This window comes from Pseudarthrobacter sp. O4, assembly GCF_050157025.1.
Lineage (GTDB): Bacteria > Actinomycetota > Actinomycetes > Actinomycetales > Micrococcaceae > Arthrobacter.
In genome coordinates this window covers 3,187,984-3,209,137 of record NZ_CP189591.1, presented here as the reverse complement: position 1 = coordinate 3,209,137, position 21,154 = coordinate 3,187,984, and the positions used below count along the sequence as shown (strand labels likewise).

Annotated in this window: 22 protein-coding genes and 2 tRNA genes; 11 read left to right on the top strand and 13 right to left on the bottom strand. The window is 67.7% G+C overall.

The window, feature by feature from the left end; all coding sequences use genetic code 11:
- Window positions 1-17: 17 nt before the first annotated feature.
- Entirely contained in the window at window positions 18-764 is a 747-nt protein-coding gene (locus tag ACQCSU_RS14975; protein WP_426976069.1) for a phosphoglyceromutase, read from the bottom strand.
- 83 nt (window positions 765-847) lie between these two features.
- Here ACQCSU_RS14975 and ACQCSU_RS14970 point away from each other — a divergent pair, with 83 nt between their 5' ends.
- A complete protein-coding gene (locus tag ACQCSU_RS14970; protein WP_426976068.1) occupies window positions 848-1,696 on the top strand; it encodes a class I SAM-dependent methyltransferase in 849 nt (282 codons plus the stop codon).
- Between the two features lies 1 nt (window position 1,697).
- On the opposite strand, the gene ACQCSU_RS14965 is transcribed toward ACQCSU_RS14970, so the two are convergent.
- Both ACQCSU_RS14965 and ACQCSU_RS14960 read right to left on the bottom strand, forming a co-directional pair.
- On the bottom strand, window positions 1,698-2,054 hold the full coding sequence (locus ACQCSU_RS14965; RefSeq protein WP_426976067.1) for a DUF2516 family protein: 357 nt from the start codon (window positions 2,052-2,054) through the stop codon (window positions 1,698-1,700).
- Between the two features lie 9 nt (window positions 2,055-2,063).
- Window positions 2,064-3,260 carry a trans-sulfuration enzyme family protein gene (locus ACQCSU_RS14960; protein ID WP_426976066.1) on the bottom strand — a complete coding sequence of 399 codons (1,197 nt, stop codon included), beginning with the start codon at window positions 3,258-3,260 and terminating at the stop codon, window positions 2,064-2,066.
- 88 nt (window positions 3,261-3,348) lie between these two features.
- Between ACQCSU_RS14960 and tmk the strand changes: the two genes are divergently transcribed.
- From tmk to ACQCSU_RS14935, 5 genes are all read left to right on the top strand, one after another.
- Entirely contained in the window at window positions 3,349-4,005 is a 657-nt protein-coding gene (tmk, locus tag ACQCSU_RS14955; RefSeq protein WP_426976065.1) for a dTMP kinase, read from the top strand.
- Complete coding sequence (locus ACQCSU_RS14950; protein WP_426976064.1) at window positions 4,002-5,144, top strand: DNA polymerase III subunit delta'; 1,143 nt, start codon at window positions 4,002-4,004, stop codon at window positions 5,142-5,144. The genes tmk and ACQCSU_RS14950 overlap by 4 nt, the downstream gene beginning before the upstream one ends.
- Window positions 5,145-5,231: 87 nt before the next feature.
- Window positions 5,232-6,800, top strand: coding sequence for an alpha/beta hydrolase (locus ACQCSU_RS14945; RefSeq protein WP_426976063.1), 1,569 nt, complete (start codon window positions 5,232-5,234; stop codon window positions 6,798-6,800).
- Between the two features lie 136 nt (window positions 6,801-6,936).
- Window positions 6,937-7,009: transfer RNA gene (locus ACQCSU_RS14940), tRNA-Thr, on the top strand.
- Between the two features lie 89 nt (window positions 7,010-7,098).
- On the top strand, window positions 7,099-8,565 hold the full coding sequence (locus ACQCSU_RS14935) for an FAD-binding oxidoreductase (protein ID WP_426976062.1): 1,467 nt from the start codon (window positions 7,099-7,101) through the stop codon (window positions 8,563-8,565).
- 63 nt (window positions 8,566-8,628) lie between these two features.
- Here the strand turns inward: ACQCSU_RS14935 and ACQCSU_RS14930 are convergent, their stop codons facing one another.
- The gene (locus ACQCSU_RS14930; RefSeq protein ID WP_426976061.1) at window positions 8,629-8,949 is read right to left on the bottom strand and encodes a hypothetical protein; all 321 of its coding nucleotides are present in this window, start codon (window positions 8,947-8,949) and stop codon (window positions 8,629-8,631) included.
- Window positions 8,942-9,400 (bottom strand): hypothetical protein, encoded by a 459-nt coding sequence (locus ACQCSU_RS14925; RefSeq protein WP_426976060.1) that lies wholly within the window; start codon window positions 9,398-9,400, stop codon window positions 8,942-8,944. The genes ACQCSU_RS14930 and ACQCSU_RS14925 overlap by 8 nt, the downstream gene beginning before the upstream one ends.
- A 264-nt stretch (window positions 9,401-9,664) precedes the next feature.
- Here ACQCSU_RS14925 and ACQCSU_RS14920 point away from each other — a divergent pair, with 264 nt between their 5' ends.
- Window positions 9,665-10,963: an MFS transporter gene (locus ACQCSU_RS14920; RefSeq protein ID WP_426976059.1), complete on the top strand. Its 1,299-nt coding sequence runs from the start codon at window positions 9,665-9,667 to the stop codon at window positions 10,961-10,963.
- Here ACQCSU_RS14920 and ACQCSU_RS14915 read toward each other — a convergent pair.
- Entirely contained in the window at window positions 10,920-11,447 is a 528-nt protein-coding gene (locus ACQCSU_RS14915) for a hypothetical protein (RefSeq protein WP_426976058.1), read from the bottom strand. The genes ACQCSU_RS14920 and ACQCSU_RS14915 overlap by 44 nt on opposite strands.
- A gap of 18 nt (window positions 11,448-11,465) precedes the next feature.
- Here ACQCSU_RS14915 and ACQCSU_RS14910 point away from each other — a divergent pair, with 18 nt between their 5' ends.
- Complete coding sequence (locus ACQCSU_RS14910; protein WP_426976057.1) at window positions 11,466-12,482, top strand: hypothetical protein; 1,017 nt, start codon at window positions 11,466-11,468, stop codon at window positions 12,480-12,482.
- Between the two features lie 39 nt (window positions 12,483-12,521).
- The gene (locus ACQCSU_RS14905; protein WP_426976056.1) at window positions 12,522-12,701 is read left to right on the top strand and encodes a hypothetical protein; all 180 of its coding nucleotides are present in this window, start codon (window positions 12,522-12,524) and stop codon (window positions 12,699-12,701) included.
- 123 nt (window positions 12,702-12,824) lie between these two features.
- Here the strand turns inward: ACQCSU_RS14905 and ACQCSU_RS14900 are convergent, their stop codons facing one another.
- The 7 genes from ACQCSU_RS14900 to ACQCSU_RS14870 all read right to left on the bottom strand — a co-directional run bounded on the left by ACQCSU_RS14900 (window position 12,825) and on the right by ACQCSU_RS14870 (window position 19,485).
- A complete protein-coding gene (locus ACQCSU_RS14900; RefSeq protein ID WP_426976055.1) occupies window positions 12,825-13,670 on the bottom strand; it encodes an aldo/keto reductase in 846 nt (281 codons plus the stop codon).
- A gap of 103 nt (window positions 13,671-13,773) precedes the next feature.
- The gene (locus ACQCSU_RS14895; RefSeq protein ID WP_426976054.1) at window positions 13,774-14,229 is read right to left on the bottom strand and encodes a hypothetical protein; all 456 of its coding nucleotides are present in this window, start codon (window positions 14,227-14,229) and stop codon (window positions 13,774-13,776) included.
- Between the two features lie 7 nt (window positions 14,230-14,236).
- On the bottom strand, window positions 14,237-14,929 hold the full coding sequence (locus tag ACQCSU_RS14890) for a bacterial proteasome activator family protein (protein ID WP_426976053.1): 693 nt from the start codon (window positions 14,927-14,929) through the stop codon (window positions 14,237-14,239).
- A 199-nt stretch (window positions 14,930-15,128) separates the two neighbouring features.
- The gene (locus ACQCSU_RS14885; protein WP_426976052.1) at window positions 15,129-15,320 is read right to left on the bottom strand and encodes a YbdD/YjiX family protein; all 192 of its coding nucleotides are present in this window, start codon (window positions 15,318-15,320) and stop codon (window positions 15,129-15,131) included.
- A gap of 13 nt (window positions 15,321-15,333) precedes the next feature.
- Window positions 15,334-17,634 (bottom strand): carbon starvation CstA family protein, encoded by a 2,301-nt coding sequence (locus tag ACQCSU_RS14880; protein WP_426976051.1) that lies wholly within the window; start codon window positions 17,632-17,634, stop codon window positions 15,334-15,336.
- Between the two features lie 180 nt (window positions 17,635-17,814).
- Window positions 17,815-18,351 (bottom strand): PadR family transcriptional regulator, encoded by a 537-nt coding sequence (locus ACQCSU_RS14875; protein WP_426976050.1) that lies wholly within the window; start codon window positions 18,349-18,351, stop codon window positions 17,815-17,817.
- 150 nt (window positions 18,352-18,501) lie between these two features.
- Window positions 18,502-19,485, bottom strand: a complete 984-nt coding sequence (locus tag ACQCSU_RS14870) for an NAD(P)H-quinone oxidoreductase (RefSeq protein ID WP_426976049.1) — start codon at window positions 19,483-19,485, stop codon at window positions 18,502-18,504.
- A gap of 151 nt (window positions 19,486-19,636) precedes the next feature.
- Between ACQCSU_RS14870 and ACQCSU_RS14865 the strand changes: the two genes are divergently transcribed.
- Both ACQCSU_RS14865 and ACQCSU_RS14860 read left to right on the top strand, forming a co-directional pair.
- Window positions 19,637-19,724: transfer RNA gene (locus ACQCSU_RS14865), tRNA-Ser, on the top strand.
- A gap of 197 nt (window positions 19,725-19,921) precedes the next feature.
- Window positions 19,922-20,725 (top strand): VOC family protein, encoded by an 804-nt coding sequence (locus ACQCSU_RS14860; protein ID WP_426976048.1) that lies wholly within the window; start codon window positions 19,922-19,924, stop codon window positions 20,723-20,725.
- The last annotated feature ends 429 nt before the right edge of the window (window positions 20,726-21,154 follow it).

The window sequence follows — 21,154 nt, the reverse complement described above, 5'->3', positions numbered from 1 at the left end:
TTTCAGCGAAGTGAGCGCTACTTCTTGCCCTGGTTGGCGACGGCCAGGATGGCTTCGGCAGCGGCCTCGGGATCGAGGTAGGTGCCGCCCGGGTTCAGCGGCTTGAAGTCCTCGTCCAGTTCGTACACGAGCGGGATGCCGGTGGGGATGTTCAGGCCGGCGATGTCCTCGTCGCTGATCCCGTCGAGGTGCTTGACCAGGGCGCGCAGCGAGTTGCCGTGGGCCGTGACCAGGACGGTCTTGCCGGTCTTGAGGTCTTCCTTGATGTCCGATTCCCAGTACGGCATGAGTCGGATCAGGACGTCCTTGAGGCACTCGGTGCGGGGGATGGCATCGCCCAGTCCGGCATACCGGGGGTCGCCCACCTGGGAGAACTCGGAGTCGTCGGCGAGGGGCGGCGGCGGGGTGTCGTAGGACCGGCGCCACAGCATGAACTGCTCCTCGCCGAATTCGGCGAGGGTCTGGGCCTTGTCCTTGCCCTGCAGGGCACCGTAGTGGCGTTCGTTGAGGCGCCAGTCACGCTTGACGTCGATCCAGCCGCGGTCTGCCTTGTCGAGGGTCAGGTTCGCCGTGTTGATGGCCCGCTTCAACACCGAGGTGTACAGGATGTCCGGGAAGATGTTGTTCTCCACGAGAAGCTCGCCGCCGCGGACCGCCTCAGCGCGGCCCTGGTCGTTCAGGTCAACGTCCACCCAGCCGGTGAACAGGTTCTTGGCGTTCCAGTCGCTGTGGCCGTGGCGCAGCAGAATCAGCTTGTAAGTCATGGTTTTCATCCTAGCGGAGCAGTCAGGGACGGTGCCGAGCGTTACGTACGCGTCCGCACGCGGACCCGGGATAGGCTGGGCGTGTGGTGCAGAAGGCTGAGCGCGTGGACTCCTCCGGAATCAGGAGCGGCACCAAGAACGCGGTCCGGAGCGGGCGGCCGGTGGGCAACGTGACCCGGGGAACCACCAATCCCAACCGGATGCGCCGGCTGGACCGCTGGCTGACCGGACCGCAGGCGTGGCGGCTCCGCGCGGCGGCCGATCCGCTCGTCGTCGATCTGGGCTACGGCTCCTCGCCTGCCACTGCCGTCGAACTCTTTGAGCGCCTGTCCGTGATCCGTCCGGACGTCCGCGTGGTCGGCGTCGAGATCGAGCCCGAGCGCGTGCGGCTGGCTAAGGAACTGGAACGGCCGGGGCTCAGCTTCCAGCTGGGAGGCTTCGAGCTCCCCGTTCAGGGCCGGCCGGTGCTGGTGCGCGCGTTCAATGTGCTGCGGCAGTACGAGGAAGCCGACGTCGGGAACATCTGGCAGCTGGTGCAGGCCCGGCTGGCGCCGGGCGGCCTGTTCATCGACTGCACCTGCGACGAGATCGGCCGGCGCGTCACCTGGGTGGCGCTCGACGCCGAACGGCCGCTGAGCCTGTCCGTGTCCCTGCGGTTCGGCGGTTTCGAGCTGCCGTCCGAGGTGGCGGAACGGCTGCCGAAGGCCCTCATCCACCGGAACGTGCCGGGCGAGAGGATCCATTCCTACCTGCAGGCGATGGACAAGGCCTGGCTGGACGCGGCGCCGCTGGCCTCGTTCGGAAACCGGCAGCGCTGGTCGGCCATGTGCCGGACCCTGTTCGACGGCGGCTGGCCGGTCCACGACGGGCCGTCGCGTTGGCGTCTCGGTGAACTGACGGTGGGTTGGGACGCCGTCGCGCCCGGGAGTTAGGTCACCAGGGGCCGTAGGGTCCCATGTTGCGGCTTCCGCCGCGGCCGGCGTCCTTGACGGCCGGGCGGACGTCCGCGAGGTAAACGGAAGCTGCCGTCACGGCCGCGAGGCCGAACAGCCCCAGCGGGCCGAGGAGACCTCCGCCGCCGCCTCCCAGCACCGAGAGCAGGCCCACGGCCAGCGCGCCGCCGGTCAGGGCCAGCCAGAACGTCTTGGTGCGTTTCGAGACGGCCTCAAAGACCGGTGCCTTGTGGCGGAGGCAGTCGAAGAACGCCCACACCTCAATTACCAGGGCTACGAGGGCCAGGAGAAAATAGACCCCGGTCTCGATATAGAAAATAAGCGCTCTTCCGTCCATAGCCCCAGCCTAGCCGTCCAGAGTCGCCAGTGCCTGCTCCAAATCGGCCCAGAGGTCCTCGACGTTTTCGATTCCGACGCTCAGCCGGACCAGGTTCTCCGGCACACTGGCAGGTTCGGCGGTGTGCCGGCGGCGGCGTTCGATCAGGGATTCCACTCCGCCCAGCGAGGTGGCCGGCAGCCACAAGTGCAACGCACGGACCACGCGGTCGGCGGCGTCCGCCCCGCTGAGGCCGCCGTTTTGTCCGCCAACGGGGGCGACTTCGATGCAGAGCACTGAGCCGAATCCCTTCATCTGCGCCTTGGCCCGCTCATGGCCCGGATCCGAGGCGAGGCCGGGGAAGCGGATGCTGGCGACCTTCGGGTGCTTGCTCAGCCGCTCCGCGAGAACGGCCGCCGACGCCTGCGAGCGTTCAATGCGCAGGGCCAGCGTGCGCAGTCCGCGCAGCGCCAGCCACGCCTCAAAGGGACCGGCGATGCCGCCGTGGATGGTGCGGTGGTGCAGCAGCGTGGCGCGCAGCCCGGCGTCGGACGTCACCAGGGCGCCGAGCACGACGTCGGAGTGGCCGGACAGGTACTTTGTCACGGAATGCAGCACGACGTCGGAACCCAGGGAGAGGGGCTGCTGCACCAAAGGTGTCGAGAAGGTGTTGTCCGTAACGACGACGGCGCCCGCCGCGTGCGCCGCCGCTGTCAGCGCACGGATGTCAGCGACGCCGAGCATCGGGTTGGTGGGACTTTCCAGCCAGAGCATGCTGGCCGCTGCCCCACCTGCCGGAGCGAGCTGTTCCAGTACGGCGTCGGTGTCCGCGATGTCCACGGTGCGCAGTTCCAGGAAGCCCTTTTGGGCCAGTTCCGTGGCCATCACGAGCGACCCGGCGTAGCTGTGGGACGGCATCACCAGCACTCCCTGCGCCGGGACCAGGGACAGCGCGGAGCTGACCGCGGCGAGCCCGGAGGCGTAAAGAAGTCCCGGCAGTTCGGCGCCTTCGAGCTGGCCCAGAGCTTCCTCGAACGGGTCCCACGTGGGGTTGGAATACCGGCCGTAGCCGCGGTCGCCGTCGCCCAGGGGCCCGGTGCCGAAATAGGTCGAGGACAGCACGAGCGGCGGGTTGACCGGTTGGTCACGGGTGCGGGGCGGACGGCCTGCCGCGACAACCACTGTTTCGGCCGAGAGCGTCGCTGCCTGTTCTTCGGAAAGACTCATGGTCACAGCGTACTTCGGAGCCCCGCAGGGCAGCCAAGGCGTTACGCCAGGGCATTATGCTGTCGGTGATTATCGGTAGGCTAGAGCAGTGACTACCCAGAACCCCGGACTGTTTATCGCCTTCGAAGGCGGCGACGGCGCCGGCAAGTCCACGCAGGCGGCAGAACTGGCCGGGGCCCTTGAGTCGCGCGGCCTGAAAGTGCTGCGGACCCGTGAGCCGGGTGGCACCCCGATCGGCGAGAAGCTGCGCTCCCTGGTGCTGGATCACGGCCACGGCCACATCGACGCCCACACCGAGGCGCTGATCTTCGCGGCCTCCCGGGCCGCCCACGCGGTCCAGGTCATCCGACCCGCTCTGGACCGCGGCGAGATCGTCCTCACCGACCGCTACATCGATTCCTCGGTCGCCTACCAGGGCGCGGGACGCGAGCTCGGCACGGACGCGGTCCGGGAGATCAACGAATGGGCCACCTCCGGACTCCGGCCGGATCTCACCGTGCTGCTCGACGTCGACCCCGAGGTCGGCCGCCGCCGTCGAACCGCGGGTGACGCCGCCGAGGACCGCCTCGAATCCGAGGCGGATGAATTCCACGCCAGGATCCGGACCACCTTTCTCGAGCTCGCCGCCGCCAGGCCGGAGAAGTATCTGGTGCTCGCCGCGCACCTGCCGGTCGAGAAACTTGCCGCCCGGATCCTCGAGCGGGTCGAGTCCCTGCTGACCCTGTCCGGCAGCGTGACCGCATGACCGTCTGGGACGACCTCCAGGGCCAGCCGGCCGTCGTCGCCCAGTTGCGACAGGCGGCCCAGGGCGAAGGCCTCACCCATGCCTGGCTTTTCACCGGGCCGCCGGGTTCCGGCCGCTCCAACGCGGCGAAGGCCTTCGCCGCGGCCCTGAACTGCGACCAGGAGGACGTCACCCGGCGCGGCTGCGGCGAATGCGCCGCCTGCCTGACCATCCTCGGCGAAACACACTCGGATGTCGCCTTCGTGCGCACCGAGAAGGTCACCATCACCATCGACGAGGCCCGCGAACTGGTCTCCACCGCGGGCAACCGGCCGTCGTCGGCCCGCTGGCGGATCATCGTTGTGGAGGACGCGGACCGGATGGCCGAGCGCACCACCAACGTGCTGCTCAAGGCCATCGAGGAACCCACCCCCCGCACCGTGTGGATGCTGTGCGCGCCGTCGCCGGCCGATGTCCTGGTCACGATCCGCTCACGCTGCAGGGCCGTCGCGCTCCGGCTTCCGCCGCCTGCCGACGTCGCAGCCCTACTGGTCAAGCGCGACGGCGTGGAGCAGGCTGTCGCGGAACGCGCAGCCCGCGCGGCGCAGAGCCATGTCGGCATCGCACGCCGCCTGGCCCGGGACCCGGAAGCCAGGGAGCGCCGGCTTGAAACCGTGCGGTTCCCGCTGGGCCTGCGGGGCGTCACGGCGGCAGTCCTGATGGCGGAAAAGCTAGTCAAGATCGCCACCGAGGAAGCCAACAGCTCCAATGACGAGCGTGATGCGGCAGAGAAGATTGCGCTGCTTGCCACCCTCGGGGCACCGGAGAGCGGCACCCTGCCCCCGGCCATTCGGGCCCAGGTGAAACAACTCGAGGATGACCAGAAACGCCGCGCCAAGCGTTCCGTGACCGATTCCCTTGACCGCACGCTGACCGACCTGTTGTCCTTTTACCGGGATGTGCTCATCATCCAGATGGGGAACGCTGTTGAACTCGTCAACGTTGAACTCAGAGGCGAACTCGAAGAATTCGCCAGACATTCCGGTGCCGAAACCACGCTTGCCCGCATGGACGCCATCAACAAGGCCAGGACGAGGATCACCACCACCAACGTTGCTCCGCTGCTGGCCATCGAGTCCATGGCCAGCAGCCTCATCTGACCGTGCCCGTCTCTCCGCCCGGCCCGAAGTGGCCGGTCTGATGTGGCCGGCCCCGCCGTTCCGTACCTATCCACCGAGGAGAACCGCATGAAGTCTGCCCGAGAAGTGCCCGCCAGATCCCGATCCGTAGCGATCGGTGTGCGGGCTGTCGGCGCCATGGCCCTGGCCGTGGTGCTTGCCTCGTGCAGCCTCTTCGGTGGTGGTGGTGCGTCTCAGGACGCCAGGCCGGGTCAGCCCGATCCTGCCATTGCTGCCTCGGCGCCGGCTGAGCTCCGCAGCTTCTACTCGCAGCAGGTCAACTGGACGCCCTGCGAGAGCAGCTTCCAGTGCGCCAAGATCAAGGTCCCGGCGGACTACAGCAAGCCGGACGGGGACAGCATCGAACTTGCTGCCATCAAGCTGACCACCAAGAGCACCAAGAAGGGCAGCCTGCTGGTCAACCCCGGCGGGCCCGGCGGCTCGGGGTATGACTTCGTCAAGGACGCCGGGGCCACCAACATCTCGGACAAGGTCCGCGCAAATTACGACATCATCGGTTTCGACCCGCGGGGCGTGAAACGCTCCGCTCCGGTCACCTGCCTCACCGACCAGGAGCGCGACGCCTCCCGCGCCAAGATCTACGCGCTGAACACCGACGCCGGCCTTGATGCGGCCCTCGCCGACAACAAGGTGATCGCGGCCAAGTGCGCCGAGAAGACAGGTCCCCTCCTGGGCCACATCGATACCGTGAGCGCCGCGAAGGACCTTGATGTGCTCCGCGCCGTGGTCAACGACACGAAACTGAACTACCTCGGCTATTCGTACGGAACGCTCATCGGCTCCACCTACGCCTCGCTGTTCCCGGACAACGTGGGCCGGATGGTCCTGGACGGCGCCCTCGATCCCTCGATCAGCTACGAGGAGCTCACCAGCGGACAGGCCAAGGCCTTCGAGAAGGCCCTCCGCGCCTACGTGGAGCGGTGCCAGCAGGGCAGCGGTTGCCCGCTGAGCGGCAGCGTGGACGACGGCATGCAGCAGATCCGCGACGTGATCCAGGCCGTGGAGGCCAACCCGATGCGGGCCCGGGACGGCCGGATCGTCTCTGCGTCGACGGTTGTCACGGGCATCATCGTGCCGCTCTATGCCGACACCAACTGGCCCATCCTTACCCAGGCCCTTGACCAGATCATGAAGGGCGATCCGACGCAGTTCCTGCGGCTGGCCGACTTCAACGCCAGCCGGCAGCCCGACGGCAGCTACTCGTCAAACAGCAGCTTCGCGTTCAGCGCCATCAACTGCCTGGACTACCCGATGGTGACGGACACCGCCGCGATGCGCGCCGACGAGCAGCGGCTGCGCCAGGACTCCCCGACGCTTGGCTACTACTTCGCCTACGGCGGTAGCGACTGCAAGGAGTGGCCCTACAAGAACGTCCGGACCCCTGCGCCGGTGGATTACAAGGGCTCCGCCGAGATCGTCGTGGTGGGGACCACCGGCGATCCGGCCACGCCGGTGGAATGGGCCAGCTCGCTGCGCAAGCAGCTCGGCAACGCCTCGCTGCTGACGTGGAAGGGCGAGGGCCACACCGCCTACGGCCGCTCCAACGACTGCATCGGCAACGCCGTGGACCGCTATCTGGTCGACGGCAAGGCGCCGGCGGACAACACCGTCTGCTGAGCCTGGTTTCGTCTCCGGCGGCCTCCCGCGGGACGTCGGCCGAGGGCTGCCACCGCTCATTTTGACCCGGGCGCCGGAACTCCATTACAGTTATCTCTTGCATGATCCGCCCGGTTTCCCGGGATTTCATGCGGTTGCTTCCTTAGCTCAGTTGGTAGAGCGTCTCACTCGTAATGAGAAGGTCGCCAGTTCGATTCTGGCAGGAAGCTCTAGAAGAACCCCCGGAAATCAACGATTTCCGGGGGTTCTGTCAATTCCCAGAGTCTCCGTCAGCGACGCCAAGAGCGCGGCAATCACGATGCGGGACCCCGCTCGACCTGGGGCCGGAAACGTACCGGCCGTCCTTCCTCTGGAAACCTCCGTACCCCGGCCCTACCATGGAGCCATGCTGGACACCCGCACGGTGAAGGCCTTTGCGGACGGCTTCGGCGGCGACGTGGTCAGGCCGGGGGATCCGAAATACGACGCTGCGCGTGCTGTCTGGAACGGGCTGGTCGACCGCCGGCCGGGGCTCGTCGTGCTGCCGAGGGGAACGGCCGACGTCGTGGCGGCCCTGCGGTTCGCCCGGGAGCAGGACCTCGTAGTCGCCGTGCGCGGCGGCGGCCACAGCATCCCTGGCCTCTCCACGTGTGACGACGGAATCGTCATCGACCTCTCGCGGATGCGCGGCGCGAAGATCGATCCCGCACGCCGCACGGCTGTCTGCGCCGGCGGCGCGCTGCTTTCAGAGCTGGACAACGCCGCTCAGGCGGTTGGCCTCGTTTGCCCGGTCGGCGTGGTCTCCCACACCGGTGTCGCCGGGCTCACGCTCGGCGGGGGGATGGGCCGTCTTCAGCGGAAGTTCGGGCTAACGATCGACAACCTGCGCGCAGTCGACCTCGTGACAGCCGACGGCAGGGTTGTCCGGGCCTCGGCGGACGAGAACCCCGACCTCTTCTGGGGTGTCCGCGGGGCCGGCGCAAACTTCGGCGTCGCGACGTCATTCGAATACGGGCTCCATCCGCTCGAGCATCCGATTACGCACGGGACCGTCGTCCACCCGATCGAGCGGGCCGGAGAGCTCGCGCAGCTCTTCAGTGAGACCGCCGAGGCTGGCCCTGACGAGCTGTGGCTCGGCTTCTACGTCCGTCTGGCGCTCCCGGCGGAGAACTTCCCGCCCGGGATCGGTGGGCGGCCGATCGCCGCTGTCTCCGTCTTGCACTGCGGGCCACCCCGGGAGGCCGAGCGGGATCTCGCGATCTTGCGTGCGTTCGGACCGCCGGTCGCCGACTCGATCGAGCCGAAACCCCACTTGGTCGCGCAGCGCCTCGCAGACGAGGCCTCGGCCTGGGGCCACCGCTTCTATATGAAGAGCGCCTTCCTCCGCGGACTGCCCGACGAGCTCGTCGACCTGACCGTCCAACACGCGCACGGGATGCCTGCGGGAGCCGGGGGCGAGTTCGGTATCTGGTCGTGGGGCCGGGCGATCGCCGAGGTGCCGGAGGATGCGACCGCGTTCACGGGCCGCACGGCGGCGTACTGGATGGGCGCCGAGATCCAGTGGGACGATCCGGCGCTCGACGGGCCCTCCCGCGGGTGGGCCCGGGCGGGAATGGCCGACGTCGCGCGGTTCGCAACCAGGGGCCGCTACGTCAACGATGTCGCCGAATCGCGAGAAGACGCGCGTGCGATCTACGGCGACGAGAAGTACGAGCGGCTCGTCGGGCTCAAGCGCGCGTGGGACCCGGACAACGTCTTCCGGATGAATCAGAACATCCGCCCTTAGCGGGCGCAGCCGGGAACGCCGGCCAGGAGATTCTGGCCGGCGTTCTGCTCTAAGCCGCGGTTTTCACCCGGCGAAATCCCAGCTCAGCCGGCTGTTGCCCCCTACGATGGTCCGGATGAGGATGAACAAGAGGACAGGGTATGCCGCCGCAGCTGCCCTGACTCTTGCGCTGACGCCGCTCGTCCTCGCGGCGCCCGCGGTGGCCGAGCCGTGCGGGACCATCGGTGGCCTCCTCCCGGTACTGATCTGCCCGCCGTCCCCGACGGGGCCTCCGGCGGCGCCCACACCTGCCCCGACAGCGAGCAGCACGCCCGCACCGCTGACGACGCCGACCCGGGCGGTGCCGGCCGGGCCGGCTCCGCCGGCTCCCGGAAGTTCAACCACGCCGTCCGCCGGTCAGCCAGCAGCCGGGGCACCAGTAGTGGACCGGGGCACGACTTCGCCCGCCGCCGGACCGACTCCCACCGCAACCGCGTCCCTTCCCGCTGCCACCGCGACGGAGGCTCCCGGGGTCGCCGCGGCGCCGATGACGTCCGAAGAGCAGGAAGGCCGTGGCTCTCCCGGCCCAATGCTGCTCGCTCTCGGTGGTCTCCTGCTGATGGTGTGGGCCGCCATCGGCCTTCGACGGCGCGCCTGAGCGCAACCTGGCGGTCAACACCGGGTTGATCGGTGCTTTCACGGCGTCAACCTGCAGGCCAACGGTGCGCTTCTGGCCGGTGCTGATGGTTGTGGCCCAAGCGGAGCCTGTGCACGTGACCGAGACCTTGGCGATGAACGTGCACTTCACACCCCAGGAGTTGACGACCCTCGTGACGTTCGGATCCGGCCAGGTCACGGACCAGGTGAGGGCGCTCCGCAGTCCGGTGACGTCGATGTTGGCGACGTAGCAGCCGTTTCAGGACAGGCGTCGCTGACCGCTGGCCCGGGCGCCGGAGTCGGAGGTGAAGGAACCGCGCACTTGTTCACGGGGCTGGGCAAACAAAAACTACCAAGCGAACACGGAAAATATGCAGTTTGCTGAATATTTCCTGCCCGCGCCGCAGCCCGGCCGGGGTTCTGTGGCCTTGTCATTGCGCAGGACATCGGCAAACCTAGGGAAATGGGACAGCCGGAGCGGACGCGTGGGCAGCACGCTGCCACGCCTGGCGTGAAGCGCCGTCCCTCCTGGGGTCCGGTGGTCGGGTTCGGCCTGGTCAGCCTGGCGGCCGACGTTGTTTCCGACGGAGCCCGTCCGCTGGCAGGCCCGTTACTGGCCCAGCTCGGCGCCTCGGCCCTGATTGTGGGCCTCGTGACCGGCGGCGCCGAGGCCGCAGCCCAGGGGCTCCGGCTGATCTTCGGCCCGTGGGCGGACCGCACCCGCAGGTACTGGACCTTCACGCTGGCCGGTTACGCACTCACGGCTGTCTGTGTTCCGCTGCTCGCGCTGGCGCCACTGATCGGAGCCGCCGGCCTGGTCCTGGCCTGCGTGCTCATCATCGGCGACCGGGTAGGCAAGGCCGTCCGGAGCCCGGCCAAGACCGTGCTGCTGGCCGCCGTAGCCAAGCCGGTGGGCCGCGGCCGCGGCTTCGCGGTCCACAAGTCCCTCGACCTCGCCGGGGCCCTGCTCGGGCCGCTCCTGGTCTCCGCAGTGCTCGCTGCCACGGGACTCATCTCCGTGGCCCTGGCGGTGCTGGCCATTCCCGCTGCCGCGGCACTGTTCCTGCTGGTCTGGCTGCGACGCCGGGTCCGGGTTCCGGGTGCGGGCCAGCAACCGGAGGTTCCGACGGCGGCGGACACTGCCGGCCAGCCGCCGTCGTTGTTCACCGGAACTTTCATTCTGTTCGCCGTCGCCGCCTTCTTTTGGAGCGCGGGTCTGGTGGCGTTCGGCGTCATCTCCTTCCACCTGACGACGTCGCTGGCCGTTCCGGTAGCGGTGGTTCCGCTGCTGTACGCGGGCGCGATGGGCGCGGCGGCACTCGGCGCCCTCGCCAGCGGCGTCGTGTACGACAGTGCCGGCGCGGGGGTGCTGCTCGCCCTGCCCGTGCTGATCGCCGCCGTGCCGGTCCTGGCCCTGGCGCCGGGAGCTGGCCCTGTCCTGCTCGGGGTTCTGGTCTGGGGAACCGCCGCGGGCATCCAGGATTCCACGGTCAAGGCGCTGATAGCCGATCTGGTGCCGGAACTCCGGCAGGGCACGGCCTACGGCGTCTTCGCAGCCTTCGAAGGAGGCGGGGCGCTGGCGGGAGGTGCCCTGTACGGGGCGCTCTACGACGCCCGGCCGCTGCTCATCGGGGCGGTGGGTGCGTTGCAGCTGGTCGCCTTTGTGGTCCTGCTCGTGACGCTGCGGAAGTCGCGCCGGTCCTGGCGACCCGGGTCGCTTAGCGCGACGACCAGACGGAGGTGGCCCCGGAGTGGCCGGTGATGATGCTCTGGTAGATGAAGAAGGCTCCGGCCGCCGCGCCGGCGGCCAGCAGGACGATTCCGACCACGCGGTTCGTCCGAAGGCCGCCGAGGAACGCGAAACGCCGGCCGATCGGCTCGTGGCTGGCAACGATCATTGCCGCAACGATGACGAAGAAGATCACCGAGGTGACCTTGAGCACATCTCCCTGCTGGGCATGCTCCTGGATGAACGCCGAGGAGGGGCGGGATTTTTCGAGTTGTTCGCCCGCCTGGGCAGTGAGGAGGGACCACGGGACAAGGCCCAGGGACAGGAGTCCCAGGGGCCAGGCCAGGTAGCTGCGCCAGCGCGCGGCGGCGGCGTACACGATGGCGGCCAGTCCGGCGATGGGCGCCAGCACCACGACGGCATGGATGAGCAGGATATGGGCCGGAGGCCAGCGATTTCGATCAAGTGTGCCCTCCTCCGTTGGGCGCGCCCCTTGTGCCGCCATGGCCGGGGTCACGGCTTCTATGATTCTTGCATGGGAGAGCTGGAGCTGGCGGGCATTGCGGCACGGCTCTATGCCTTGCCGTTCGACGATTTTGTTGCCGCCCGGACGGCCGCCGCAAAGGAAGTGGCCGCCGCGTCGGGGAAAGGTATCACCGCGACGGACCAGCGGTCCCTCGCCGCAGACGTGCGGTCCCTGCCCAAGCCGTCCGTGGCGGCGTGGACCGTGAACATGCTCGCGGCGCGCCAGCCCGAGACGCTCCGGGAACTCGCCGCGTTGGGGCAGTCCATGCGCGCCGCGCAGTCGGCCCTGGACGCGGCGGAACTCCGTAAGCTGGCGCAACACCGGCGGCAACTCCTGGCCGCTGCCGTCCGGGATGCCCAGGCTGTGGCAGCACAGCAGGGCCGGAAGATCAGCGGTGCGATCGCAACGGAAGTGGAGGAGACGCTGCGTGCCGCCACGGCTGACGAAGGCGCGGCGGAGGCGGTGCGGAGCGGGCGCCTGCTCCGGGGGCTGTCCGCCGACGGGGTCGACGTCGTGGACCTCGCCGGTGCCGTGGCGCTGCCGTCCCTTGCCATCCCGGCAGCTTCTGTTGCGGTTCCCTCGAAGGTCCCGTCCAGCTCTTCCGCTCCGGCCGGGGCCCGGGCGACGAAGCACGCGGCCCCGAAGCACGCGGTCCCGAAGCAGGCGGCCCAGCCCCGGCTGCGGGCGGTGCGGGAGGAATCCCGGGCGCCCGCGCCGTCGGCGCTCGAACGCGCCCGGGAGGCGTTGGACCAGGCCGAACAGTCCGCCCGCGAGGCCACGGAGGAAGCCCTGCGGTACGGGCAGGAACTGGACGAGGCCAGAGCCCTGGCGGCCGGCCTGGCCGAGGCGGCACTGACGCTGAGGAAACAGCTGGAACAGACAGAGCTGGACCTCAAATCAGCCCGCAAACAGCACGAGCTGGTGGCCGCCCAGGCGCAGCGGGCGGTCCGGGCCTCGGACAGGGCCCGGCGAAAAGAGGACCTCGCCCGCGAGCGGGTGTTGCGGCTTGGCAACACGCCGGGCTAACGGCCTAATACTGTCGGAGGCCGGTTGCACACTTAATGCATGGAAACGAACCAGTACTTTGAAGTGACGTATCTGGACACCGACTGCGGCCGCATCCGCACCGAGGCTTTCGACGACGCCGCCGACGCGGAGCGCTTCGCGAGCCGGAGTGTTGCAGACGAGGACGGCTGGGCCATCATCGACGCCGTGCCCCTTCTGCAACGCCGGAAGGCCGCCTGAGCCGTCCATCCGGCGGGCGAACTGTCCAGCAGAAAGGGCCCCCACCCGGAACGGGTGAAGGCCCTGCTGCGGTTCCGGCGTCAGCCGCCGGGGTGGTCCCGGCGGCGGAGCCGAGGCGTTCGCTTAGGCGAAGTCGGAGACTGCCGGGTCGGGGCCGATGCGTCCGGCGCCCTCTGCCGAGTTGTCCATGCCGTTGATGGCCTGCACGTCGGTCTCGTCCAGGGTGACGTCCAGCGCCGCGTAGTTCTCGCGGATGCGGGACTCGGTCACGGACTTGGGGATGACGACATTGCCGATGGCGAGGTGCCAGGCGATGACGACCTGTGCCGGGGTGGCGTTGTGCTTGGCCGCAATCCGGGCGATCACCGGGCTGTCCAGCAGCTCGCCGCCCTGGCCCAGCGGCGACCAGGCCTGGGTGAGGATCCCCTTGGAGGCATTGAACTCACGCAGCTCAGCCTGGTTGAAGAACGGGTGCAGTTCGACCTGGTTGATGGCCGGAACAACGCCCGTCTCGTCAATCAGGCGCTGCAGGCCTTCCTTGGTGAAGTTGGAGACGCCGATGGTCTTCACGCGGCCCTGCTTCTGCAGTTCGATGAGCGCTTTCCAGGTCTCCACGTACTTGTCCTGCTTCGGCTGCTGCCAGTGGATCAGGTACATATCCAGGGTCTCGAGGCCGAGCCGCTCCAGGGAGGCCTCGAAGGCCTGCAGCGTGGATTCGTAGCCCTGGTCCGAGTTCCACAGCTTGGTGGTGATGAAGATTTCCTCGGGCTGGAGGCCGGAGCGCTCAATCGCCCGGCCAACTCCTGCCTCGTTGCCATAGATCTTCGCGGTGTCGATGTGGCGGAAGCCGGCTTCGAACGCCTGGACAACCACCTTTTCGGCTACATCGTCCTCAACCTGCCACACCCCGTAGCCGAGCTGGGGAATGGTGTTGCCGTCATTGAAAGTCAGTTCCGGAGAAGAAGTCATCCGACTACTCTGCCAATTTCTGTGCGGCCCGGCCAGCGTAGGTGCCAAGCTAAGCTACCCGCGAAACCGGGAATACCGGCCGGCGGACTGCGGAGCCGGGTTCTCAGTCCCCGGCGGAGGCTTCGGCAAGACGCCGTTCCGCATCACTGATGTGTTCCAGCACGGATTCGGCCCGACGCCTGACCGATACCGCGCCGGTCGGCACCGGCCCGACGGCGAGCCGGAGCATCGCAGCCGCCTCGGCCGTGGTGGCCAGGGAGTTGCCTGCGGTGGACAGCGAGCGGTGGACGCCGGCCAGGTCGCCGGGGATGTCGAGGCCGTCACTGGGCGAGCGCCTCTGGGCCTCGACGCAGACCATCCGGACCCGAACAGCGAGTTCGGACAGCTCGTTGGCGATGTCCACGAGTTCGGCATAGAGCACTTCATCCTCGACGCCTTCCAAGACCTGGTGATAACGGTCCAGTCCGCGTATGAAGCGGTCGTGGGCCCGTCGCCAGAGGCCCGTACCGAGTTCGGCGTCGTCTATCTTTCCCTGCCGGGCGGTCCTGAAGAATCCCAAGGGTGCCCTAGAGGTACTGGCCGGGACCGTGGTCCGGATCGGCGGGCCCGGGAGGCCCGGCGGGTGCCGCCCCGGGCCTGGACGCGGCGGCCCGCTGGGGTTCACCGTTCTCCCCGATGATGACACCGGGCGCGATCACCGTTCCGGGCGGCAACTGACGAAGCTGGAGCTGGGCGGCCGCGTGTTCCCTGGCGGCGTGCTGCGCGGCGAGGGCTGTCTGGATGCCGTGGAAGAGGCCTTCGAGCCAGCCGACCAGCTGGGCCTGGGCAATCCGCAGCTCGGCATCGGAGGGCGTGATGTCTTCGGAGAAGGGAAGGTTGATCCGTTCGAGCTCCTCGACGAGCTCCGGCGCGAGGCCGTCCTCGAGCTCCTTGATGGAGCGTTCGTGGATGCTGGCAAGGCGGGCGCGCGCCGCGTCATCCAGCGGCGCGGACTTCACCTCGTCCAGCAGCTGCTTCATCATGGTGCCGATCCGCATGACCTTCGCGGGTTCATCCACGAGGTCCCGCAGCTGGCTGCCCTTGGGACGCGCGGCGGGCCGGCCGCCGTCGGCGGGCCCGGGTTGTGCTGGCTCCGCGCGGTGTCCTGATTCGGCAGCTGGGGCTGCGCGGCCGTCGACCGGGGTCCGGGCGTCGTCGTCCAGGGTGGTGCCTTCGACGGGAACGTCTTCGGCAGGTTGAGTGGCGTTCGGATCGCTCATGGCTTCATACTCTCACGAGCCCGGGACCGGGAACCCTGCCGGCTGCGCGTCCGCGAAACCACCGGGCCGCGCGATGGCGCAGGGTGGTACGAAACCGCGGAGGACGCCGTCGGGCACTATTGTGCACGACGGCGTCCTCCGGAACGCGGCAGCCGAATCAGCGAACCCCGATCAGCAATCCGGGGTCAGCAATCCTGGGTCAGCAGCACCGGCCCTGCGGGTTGCTGTCCTGGCGGTCCGAATGGTCCCGCCAGAACTCCCGCTCCGTCAGCGGCGGGTCGCCGTGCCCGGAGACGGCCTGGTGTTCCAGGTATTTCGCGTAAGCATCCGCGCCCATCACACCGCCCAGGTACCGGGCGAATCCCCGGAATCCCTCAACTACCGCGTTCATGACCAGTTCCGCATCAGTGGTGAGCGGCCTTTTCGAGCCGATTATCGGCCGGCAGCTTTTCCCATTCGGCCATGAGCGCGCGCTCGGCCGGAGTGGGGATCAGGCCCGCCGGGGCGAAGACGCGTGACGGCAGGACCGGGTCCTCATGGTCCCGGATCGCCACGCCGGCCTCGACGTTCCGGAATGCCTTGTAGGTGGCCACCAGGGCCGTCACGATGACGATGATGCTGAGCACCACGAAGATGACCGAGAGCCAGCCCTGGATCGCGGTGTTGCGCACCACGGCCTCCATGGCCGGGACCGTCTTGGCGGTGCCGAAGGAGGTCCTGCCGTCGGCGAGGGCCTTGGAGAAGGCCGCGTTGTTGGCGAAGTAGCCGACAGCCGGGGTGGAGGAGAAGATCTTCTGGTAGCTGGCCGTGATAGTGACGACGGCCGCGAACGCCAGCGGGAGCGCCACGATCCACAGGTACTTGAAGGAGCCGCGCTTGGCCACGATGGCCAGGCAGACCGCCAGCGCAATGGCGGCAAGCAGCTGGTTGGCGATGCCGAACAGCGGGAACAGCGTGTTGATGCCGCCGAGGGGATCGGTGACGCCCATCAGCAGCACAGCACCCCAGGCGCCCACCATAACGGCTGTGGCGAACCAGGCCCCGGGCCGCCAGGAGTGCTCCTTGAACTTCGGCACGAAGTTGCCGATCGAGTCCTGCAGCATGAAGCGTGCAACGCGGGTGCCCGCGTCGACGGCGGTCAGGATGAACAGTGCCTCGAACATGATGGCGAAGTGGTACCAGAACCCCATCAGGGCGGTGCCGCCGATGAACTGCTGCATGATGTGGGCAAGCCCCACAGCCAGGGTGGGCGCGCCGCCGGTGCGGGAGACGATGCTCTCTTCACCGACGTTGGCGGCCGTTTCCGAGAGCAGGCTCGGGCTGATGTTCACTCCGGACAGTCCCAGGCTGTTGACCCAGGTGGCGGCGGTTTCCACGGTGCCGCCGGTCAAGGCAGCGGGAGCGTTCATGGCGAAGTACAGCCCGCGGTCGATCGAAATCGCGGCAACCAGTGCCATGATCGCCACGAAGGACTCCATCAGCATGCCGCCGTAACCGATAAAGCGGGTCTGGCGTTCCTTCTCGATCAGCTTCGGCGTTGTGCCGGAGGAGATCAGGGCGTGGAATCCGGAGAGGGCACCGCACGCAATGGTGACGAAGAGGAAGGGGAACAGCGCGCCGGACAGGACGGGGCCGTTGTCGCGGCTGGCGAACTCACTGAAGGCCGGGACGGTGATTTCCGGGCGGACCACGATGACCGCGAGGGCCAGCATCACAATCACGCCGATCTTCATGAAGGTGGAGAGGTAGTCACGCGGGGCCAGCAGCAGCCAGACCGGCAGGATGGCGGCGATGAAGCCGTAGATGATGAGGGCCCAGGCAATGGTGACCTTGTCCAGGTGGAAGAATGCGGCACCCCATTCGGTCCCGGCGATGGCGCCGCCGCCAATGATGGCCGCCATCAGCAGCACGAAGCCGATGAGGGACACTTCCATGATCTTGCCGGGCCGGAGGAACCTCAGGTACACACCCATGAAGAGCGCGATCGGGATGGTCATGCCGACGGAGAAGACACCCCAGGGGCTTTCGGCCAGCGCGTTCACGACGACGAGGGCCAGGATGGCGACAATGATCACCATGATGAGGAGCGTGGCGACCAACGCGGCGGTGCCGCCGATCACGCCAAGCTCCTCGCGCGCCATCTGGCCCAGGGAGCGTCCGCCGCGGCGCATCGAGAAGAACATCACCAGGTAGTCCTGGACGGCGCCTGCCAGTACGACGCCGATGATGATCCAGATGGTGCCCGGGAGGTACCCCATCTGGGCTGCGATGATCGGCCCCACCAGCGGGCCGGCGCCGGCGATGGCGGCGAAGTGGTGGCCGAACAGGACGTTGCGGTCGGTTCGGACGTAGTCCTTGCCGTCGGCCTTGTACTCGGCCGGGGTGGCGCGGCGGTCGTTCGGCTTGAGCAGGTAGCGCTCAATGAACTTGGAGTAGAAGCGGTAGCCGATCAGGTAGGTGCAGACGGCTGCGAAGACGAACCAGATCGCGTTGACGGTTTCGCCGCGGACAATCGCGAGCATGAACCAGGCAACAGCGCCCAGCAGGGAGATTCCTACCCAGATTGCGATCTTGGCAGGCGTCCATTTGCGCTCTTCGGCTTCGCGGACGGAGTCGTCCACGGACGTCGGCGGCAGCGCCGGATCCCGCGTGATGCCGTCATCGACTTGTAAGTTTTTTGGCGTGCCATCTGGCATTGTGCCCATGTCTTCTCCTTGAGGAACCCCAGCCGGACAAACCTAATAGACCAGACCCAATCGACGGATCCGCCCCAAGGGACCCTACCAAGCTGGCAACTGCGTGGGTGTGGCTTTGCGGCGGGTGTGCGCCAGGCGGCCCGGAAACGGCGATGAACGGTAGGAAGGGCGCGAGGAACGGCACCGGGGCTATCGCGGCGGGTTGGCCAACTGCATCAGCCGGGCCTCGCAGAGATCGAGCCAGCGGACTTCGGCTTCGGTCTGGAAGATGAGCGAATCCAGGACCAGGAGCCGTGCGGTGTCGGCAGGGCGTTGCTGGGCCGCGGTGTCCCGCCGGGCCTTGGTGTAGTCCTGCAGCGCCCTGATCGAGACACCGCGCTGTGCCTGGATGATGGCGCCGACGTCCACCCCGGGAAGCGTCAACCCCAGTGCCAGCTTGATGGCCAGCTCATTCCGTGGCGGCGAGGCTCGGGAAACCGGAGCGGTGAACCAGCCGCGGACTTCGGCCAGACCGTCGGGGGTGATGTGGTAGATCACGTGGCCTTCGCCGTCGGCCCCCTCGTTGCGGACCAGGCCGTCACGTTCCAGCCGATCCAGGGTGGTGTACACCTGACCGATGTTCAGGGGCCAGGATGCGCCCGTCCGGTCCTCGAACTCAATCCTCAGCTGGTACCCGTAGCGTGGGCGGTCCTTCAGAAGTGCGAGGAGGCTGTGGCGGATCGACATGATGCTCCCGGAGGTAGCGGGGACGACAGCATACACGCGCCCCAAGACGCGTGTATACCGCGTATGGGATCACAGTACCGTCATTGAGGGCCCGGAAGCAAAAACGTATGCCACTCGAAGCATAAGTCGGCATTGGCCGGCCGGTGCCGCCTACATCACCAGGAGGATCTTGCCGACATGGTCGCCTGAGTCGAAGTAGCGGTGCGCGGCCTGGACCTGGTCCAGCGGGAATGTCTTCGCCACGAGCGGCCGGATCTGCCCGTCGGCCAGCAGCGGCCAGACGGCGTCGCGCACCGCGTTCATGATCACGGACTTTTCCTCGACCGGCCTCGGACGAAGCGCCGTCGCGATGATGGCGGCGCGCTTGCGGAGCAACAGGCCGAGGTCCAGCTCCCCTTTGGCCCCGCCCTGCAGCCCGATCACCACGAGCCGTCCGTAGTCGGCCAGGGCGTCGATGTTCTGGCTGAGGTACTTGGCCCCGACGACATCGAGGATGACGTCCGCGCCCTTGCCGGCGTTTTGGGCGCGCAGGCTCTCCGGGAAGTCCTCCTCGGCATAGTTGATCGCGATGTCCGCACCGAGGAAAGCCTTCGCGGTGCCGACCTTCTCGGCGGTGCCCGCTGTCGTGGCCACAACGGCCCCGAAGGCCTTCGCGAGCTGGATGGCCATGGTGCCAATGCCGCCCGTGGCCCCGTGGATGAGCACGGTCTCGCCCGGCTGCAGCTGGGCGGTCATGATCAGGTTGGAATAGACCGTGGCCGTGACCTCCGGCAGGGAGGCGGCGGTGACCAGGTCGACGCCGTCGGGGACCCTCAGGACCTGACCCGCGGGGACGGCGACCTGCTGGGCGTAGCCCCCGCCGGCCAGCAGTGCCACGACCTTGTCACCCACCGAGAAGGGCTTGGTCACGCCCGGTCCGAAGCCGGCGATCCGGCCGGAAACTTCCAGCCCGGGGATCTCCGAGGCACCGGGCGGCGGCGGGTAGTGTCCCTTGCGCTGCTGGACGTCCGCGCGGTTAAGTCCGGCGGCGACGACGTCGATCAGCACCTCTCCGGGGCCGGGCTCCGGTGCCTGGACCTCGCGGACTTCCAGGGCCTCGGGTCCCCCGGGCTCCGAGATATAGACAGCCTTCATTGAGAACTCCCGATTCCATCCGTGCATCGTGCCGGAATGCGCCTGCGGCAGACGGCACCTTCAACCAGAGTATGTGGGGGAAGCGCCGCTGTCCGCGAGCGCGGCCACGTTTTTTGTGGCAGTCGACTGCCTATGAAACACTACTCGTTAGGGAAGGTTGTCCGAGCGGCCGATGGAGCTGGTCTTGAAAACCAGTGTGCGGTGACCCCGTACCAAGAGTTCGAATCTCTTACCTTCCGCGAATAATGCCCCTGGCTCCTGCGATTGCCGCAGAGCCGGGGGCATTTTTGCGCCCTGGGCATGATGGCGGTCCAGAACCGGCGAACCATTGAAACCGTCGGTCCCCCGGCATAGTCTCTCTGATGTCTCCACCACCCATCCGAATCCGGCGGCCGCCGCAGCGCGCATGTGCCGCCAGACAGAGCAGGAGCCTGTAATGCCAACACCTGACTACACCAACGGCGCACCGTGCTGGGTCGACCTGATGACCTCGGACACCGAAAAAGCCAAGGCGTTCTACGGGACGCTCTTCGGTTGGACCTTCCAAACCGGCGACGAGGAAAAATACGGCGGGTACATCACGGCGGCGAAGGACGGGAAAACCGTTGCCGGCATGATGCAGAAGGACGACTCGATGGCGGGCATGCCGGACATGTGGAGCACGTACCTGCGCTCGGAGGATGCGGCGGCGACCGTGCAGGCTGCGGCCCAAAACGGCGGACAGGTTTATATGCAGCCCATGGACGTGCCGGATCAGGGCCGCATGGCCATGATCGCCGATGCCACCGGGGCATCCATCGGCGTGTGGGAGCCGGCTGAGATGAAGGGCTATGAGCTGGCGGCCGAGGCCGGCGCCCCGGCGTGGCATGAGCTTCACACCAAGGACTATGCCACCGCCGTCAAGTTCTACCAGGACGTGTTCGGCTGGGACACCGACGTCATGAGTGACACTCCTGAATTCCGCTACACAACACTGGGTGCCGGGGACGCCGCCAAGGCAGGGATCATGGACGCCTCGGCCTACCTCCCCGCCGAGGTCCCGTCCAACTGGCAGGTCTACTTCGCCGTTGAGGACTCGGACGCCTCCATCGAGAAGGCCGTTTCCATGGGCGCCCGGGTGATCGACGGGCCGGACGACACCCCGTTCGGACGGCTTGCCACCCTTGCCGACCCCACCGGCGCCATGTTCAAGATCGTGGCTGACACCGCACAGGGGGCTCAGGCCGCCGCGGGCGCCTAGACGAAGAAGGGCCGGAAAGATCCTCCGACCACAATTACGAAAATTGCTATAAGAGATACCGGCCAGACCCTTTCCAAAGGGCTACTGGCCGGTATTCTGCTGTGGAGCGTCCGGTGGAGGCACCCGGACACCGCTCACCTAAGTGGTACGACGTGTTTGGGTGGATCAAGTACACGATCGCCTGGATCCAGTACCAGAAGCGCCTCAAGGCCTAGTTTCTTAGCCTTCCAGCCATGAGCATGCCCTCCCCTGGGCTGCAGCACGGGACATATTGCCCATATGTCCGGTGTTCAGCCCGGGGGCGGGGCATGCTCATTCTTTGGGGCGGAGATGCCGGGGACCAAGTTCGTTCCCGCGGCCGGGCCTTGGTGCTCGTGACACCGCTGGGACCAATGTGACAGGCGGTGCACAGGAGACACTGGTATCGTC

Excerpts from the sequence above, each read along its gene's own strand:
- ACQCSU_RS14960 (WP_426976066.1), bottom strand. The coding sequence starts at position 3,260 with ATGAGTCTTTCCGAAGAACAGGCAGCGACGCTCTCGGCCGAAACAGTG.
- ACQCSU_RS14910 (WP_426976057.1), top strand. The coding sequence starts at position 11,466 with ATGGGAGAGCTGGAGCTGGCGGGCATTGCGGCACGGCTCTATGCCTTG.
- ACQCSU_RS14885 (WP_426976052.1), bottom strand. The coding sequence starts at position 15,320 with ATGAACGCGGTAGTTGAGGGATTCCGGGGATTCGCCCGGTACCTGGGC.
- ACQCSU_RS14860 (WP_426976048.1), top strand. The coding sequence starts at position 19,922 with ATGCCAACACCTGACTACACCAACGGCGCACCGTGCTGGGTCGACCTG.
- ACQCSU_RS14870 (WP_426976049.1), bottom strand. The coding sequence starts at position 19,485 with ATGAAGGCTGTCTATATCTCGGAGCCCGGGGGACCCGAGGCCCTGGAA.
- ACQCSU_RS14950 (WP_426976064.1), top strand. The coding sequence starts at position 4,002 with ATGACCGTCTGGGACGACCTCCAGGGCCAGCCGGCCGTCGTCGCCCAG.
- ACQCSU_RS14920 (WP_426976059.1), top strand. The coding sequence starts at position 9,665 with ATGGGACAGCCGGAGCGGACGCGTGGGCAGCACGCTGCCACGCCTGGC.
- ACQCSU_RS14905 (WP_426976056.1), top strand. The coding sequence starts at position 12,522 with ATGGAAACGAACCAGTACTTTGAAGTGACGTATCTGGACACCGACTGC.
- ACQCSU_RS14880 (WP_426976051.1), bottom strand. The coding sequence starts at position 17,634 with ATGGGCACAATGCCAGATGGCACGCCAAAAAACTTACAAGTCGATGAC.
- ACQCSU_RS14975 (WP_426976069.1), bottom strand. The coding sequence starts at position 764 with ATGACTTACAAGCTGATTCTGCTGCGCCACGGCCACAGCGACTGGAAC.
- ACQCSU_RS14900 (WP_426976055.1), bottom strand. The coding sequence starts at position 13,670 with ATGACTTCTTCTCCGGAACTGACTTTCAATGACGGCAACACCATTCCC.
- ACQCSU_RS14890 (WP_426976053.1), bottom strand. The coding sequence starts at position 14,929 with ATGAGCGATCCGAACGCCACTCAACCTGCCGAAGACGTTCCCGTCGAA.
- ACQCSU_RS14945 (WP_426976063.1), top strand. The coding sequence starts at position 5,232 with ATGAAGTCTGCCCGAGAAGTGCCCGCCAGATCCCGATCCGTAGCGATC.
- ACQCSU_RS14935 (WP_426976062.1), top strand. The coding sequence starts at position 7,099 with ATGCGGGACCCCGCTCGACCTGGGGCCGGAAACGTACCGGCCGTCCTT.
- ACQCSU_RS14875 (WP_426976050.1), bottom strand. The coding sequence starts at position 18,351 with ATGTCGATCCGCCACAGCCTCCTCGCACTTCTGAAGGACCGCCCACGC.
- ACQCSU_RS14965 (WP_426976067.1), bottom strand. The coding sequence starts at position 2,054 with ATGGACGGAAGAGCGCTTATTTTCTATATCGAGACCGGGGTCTATTTT.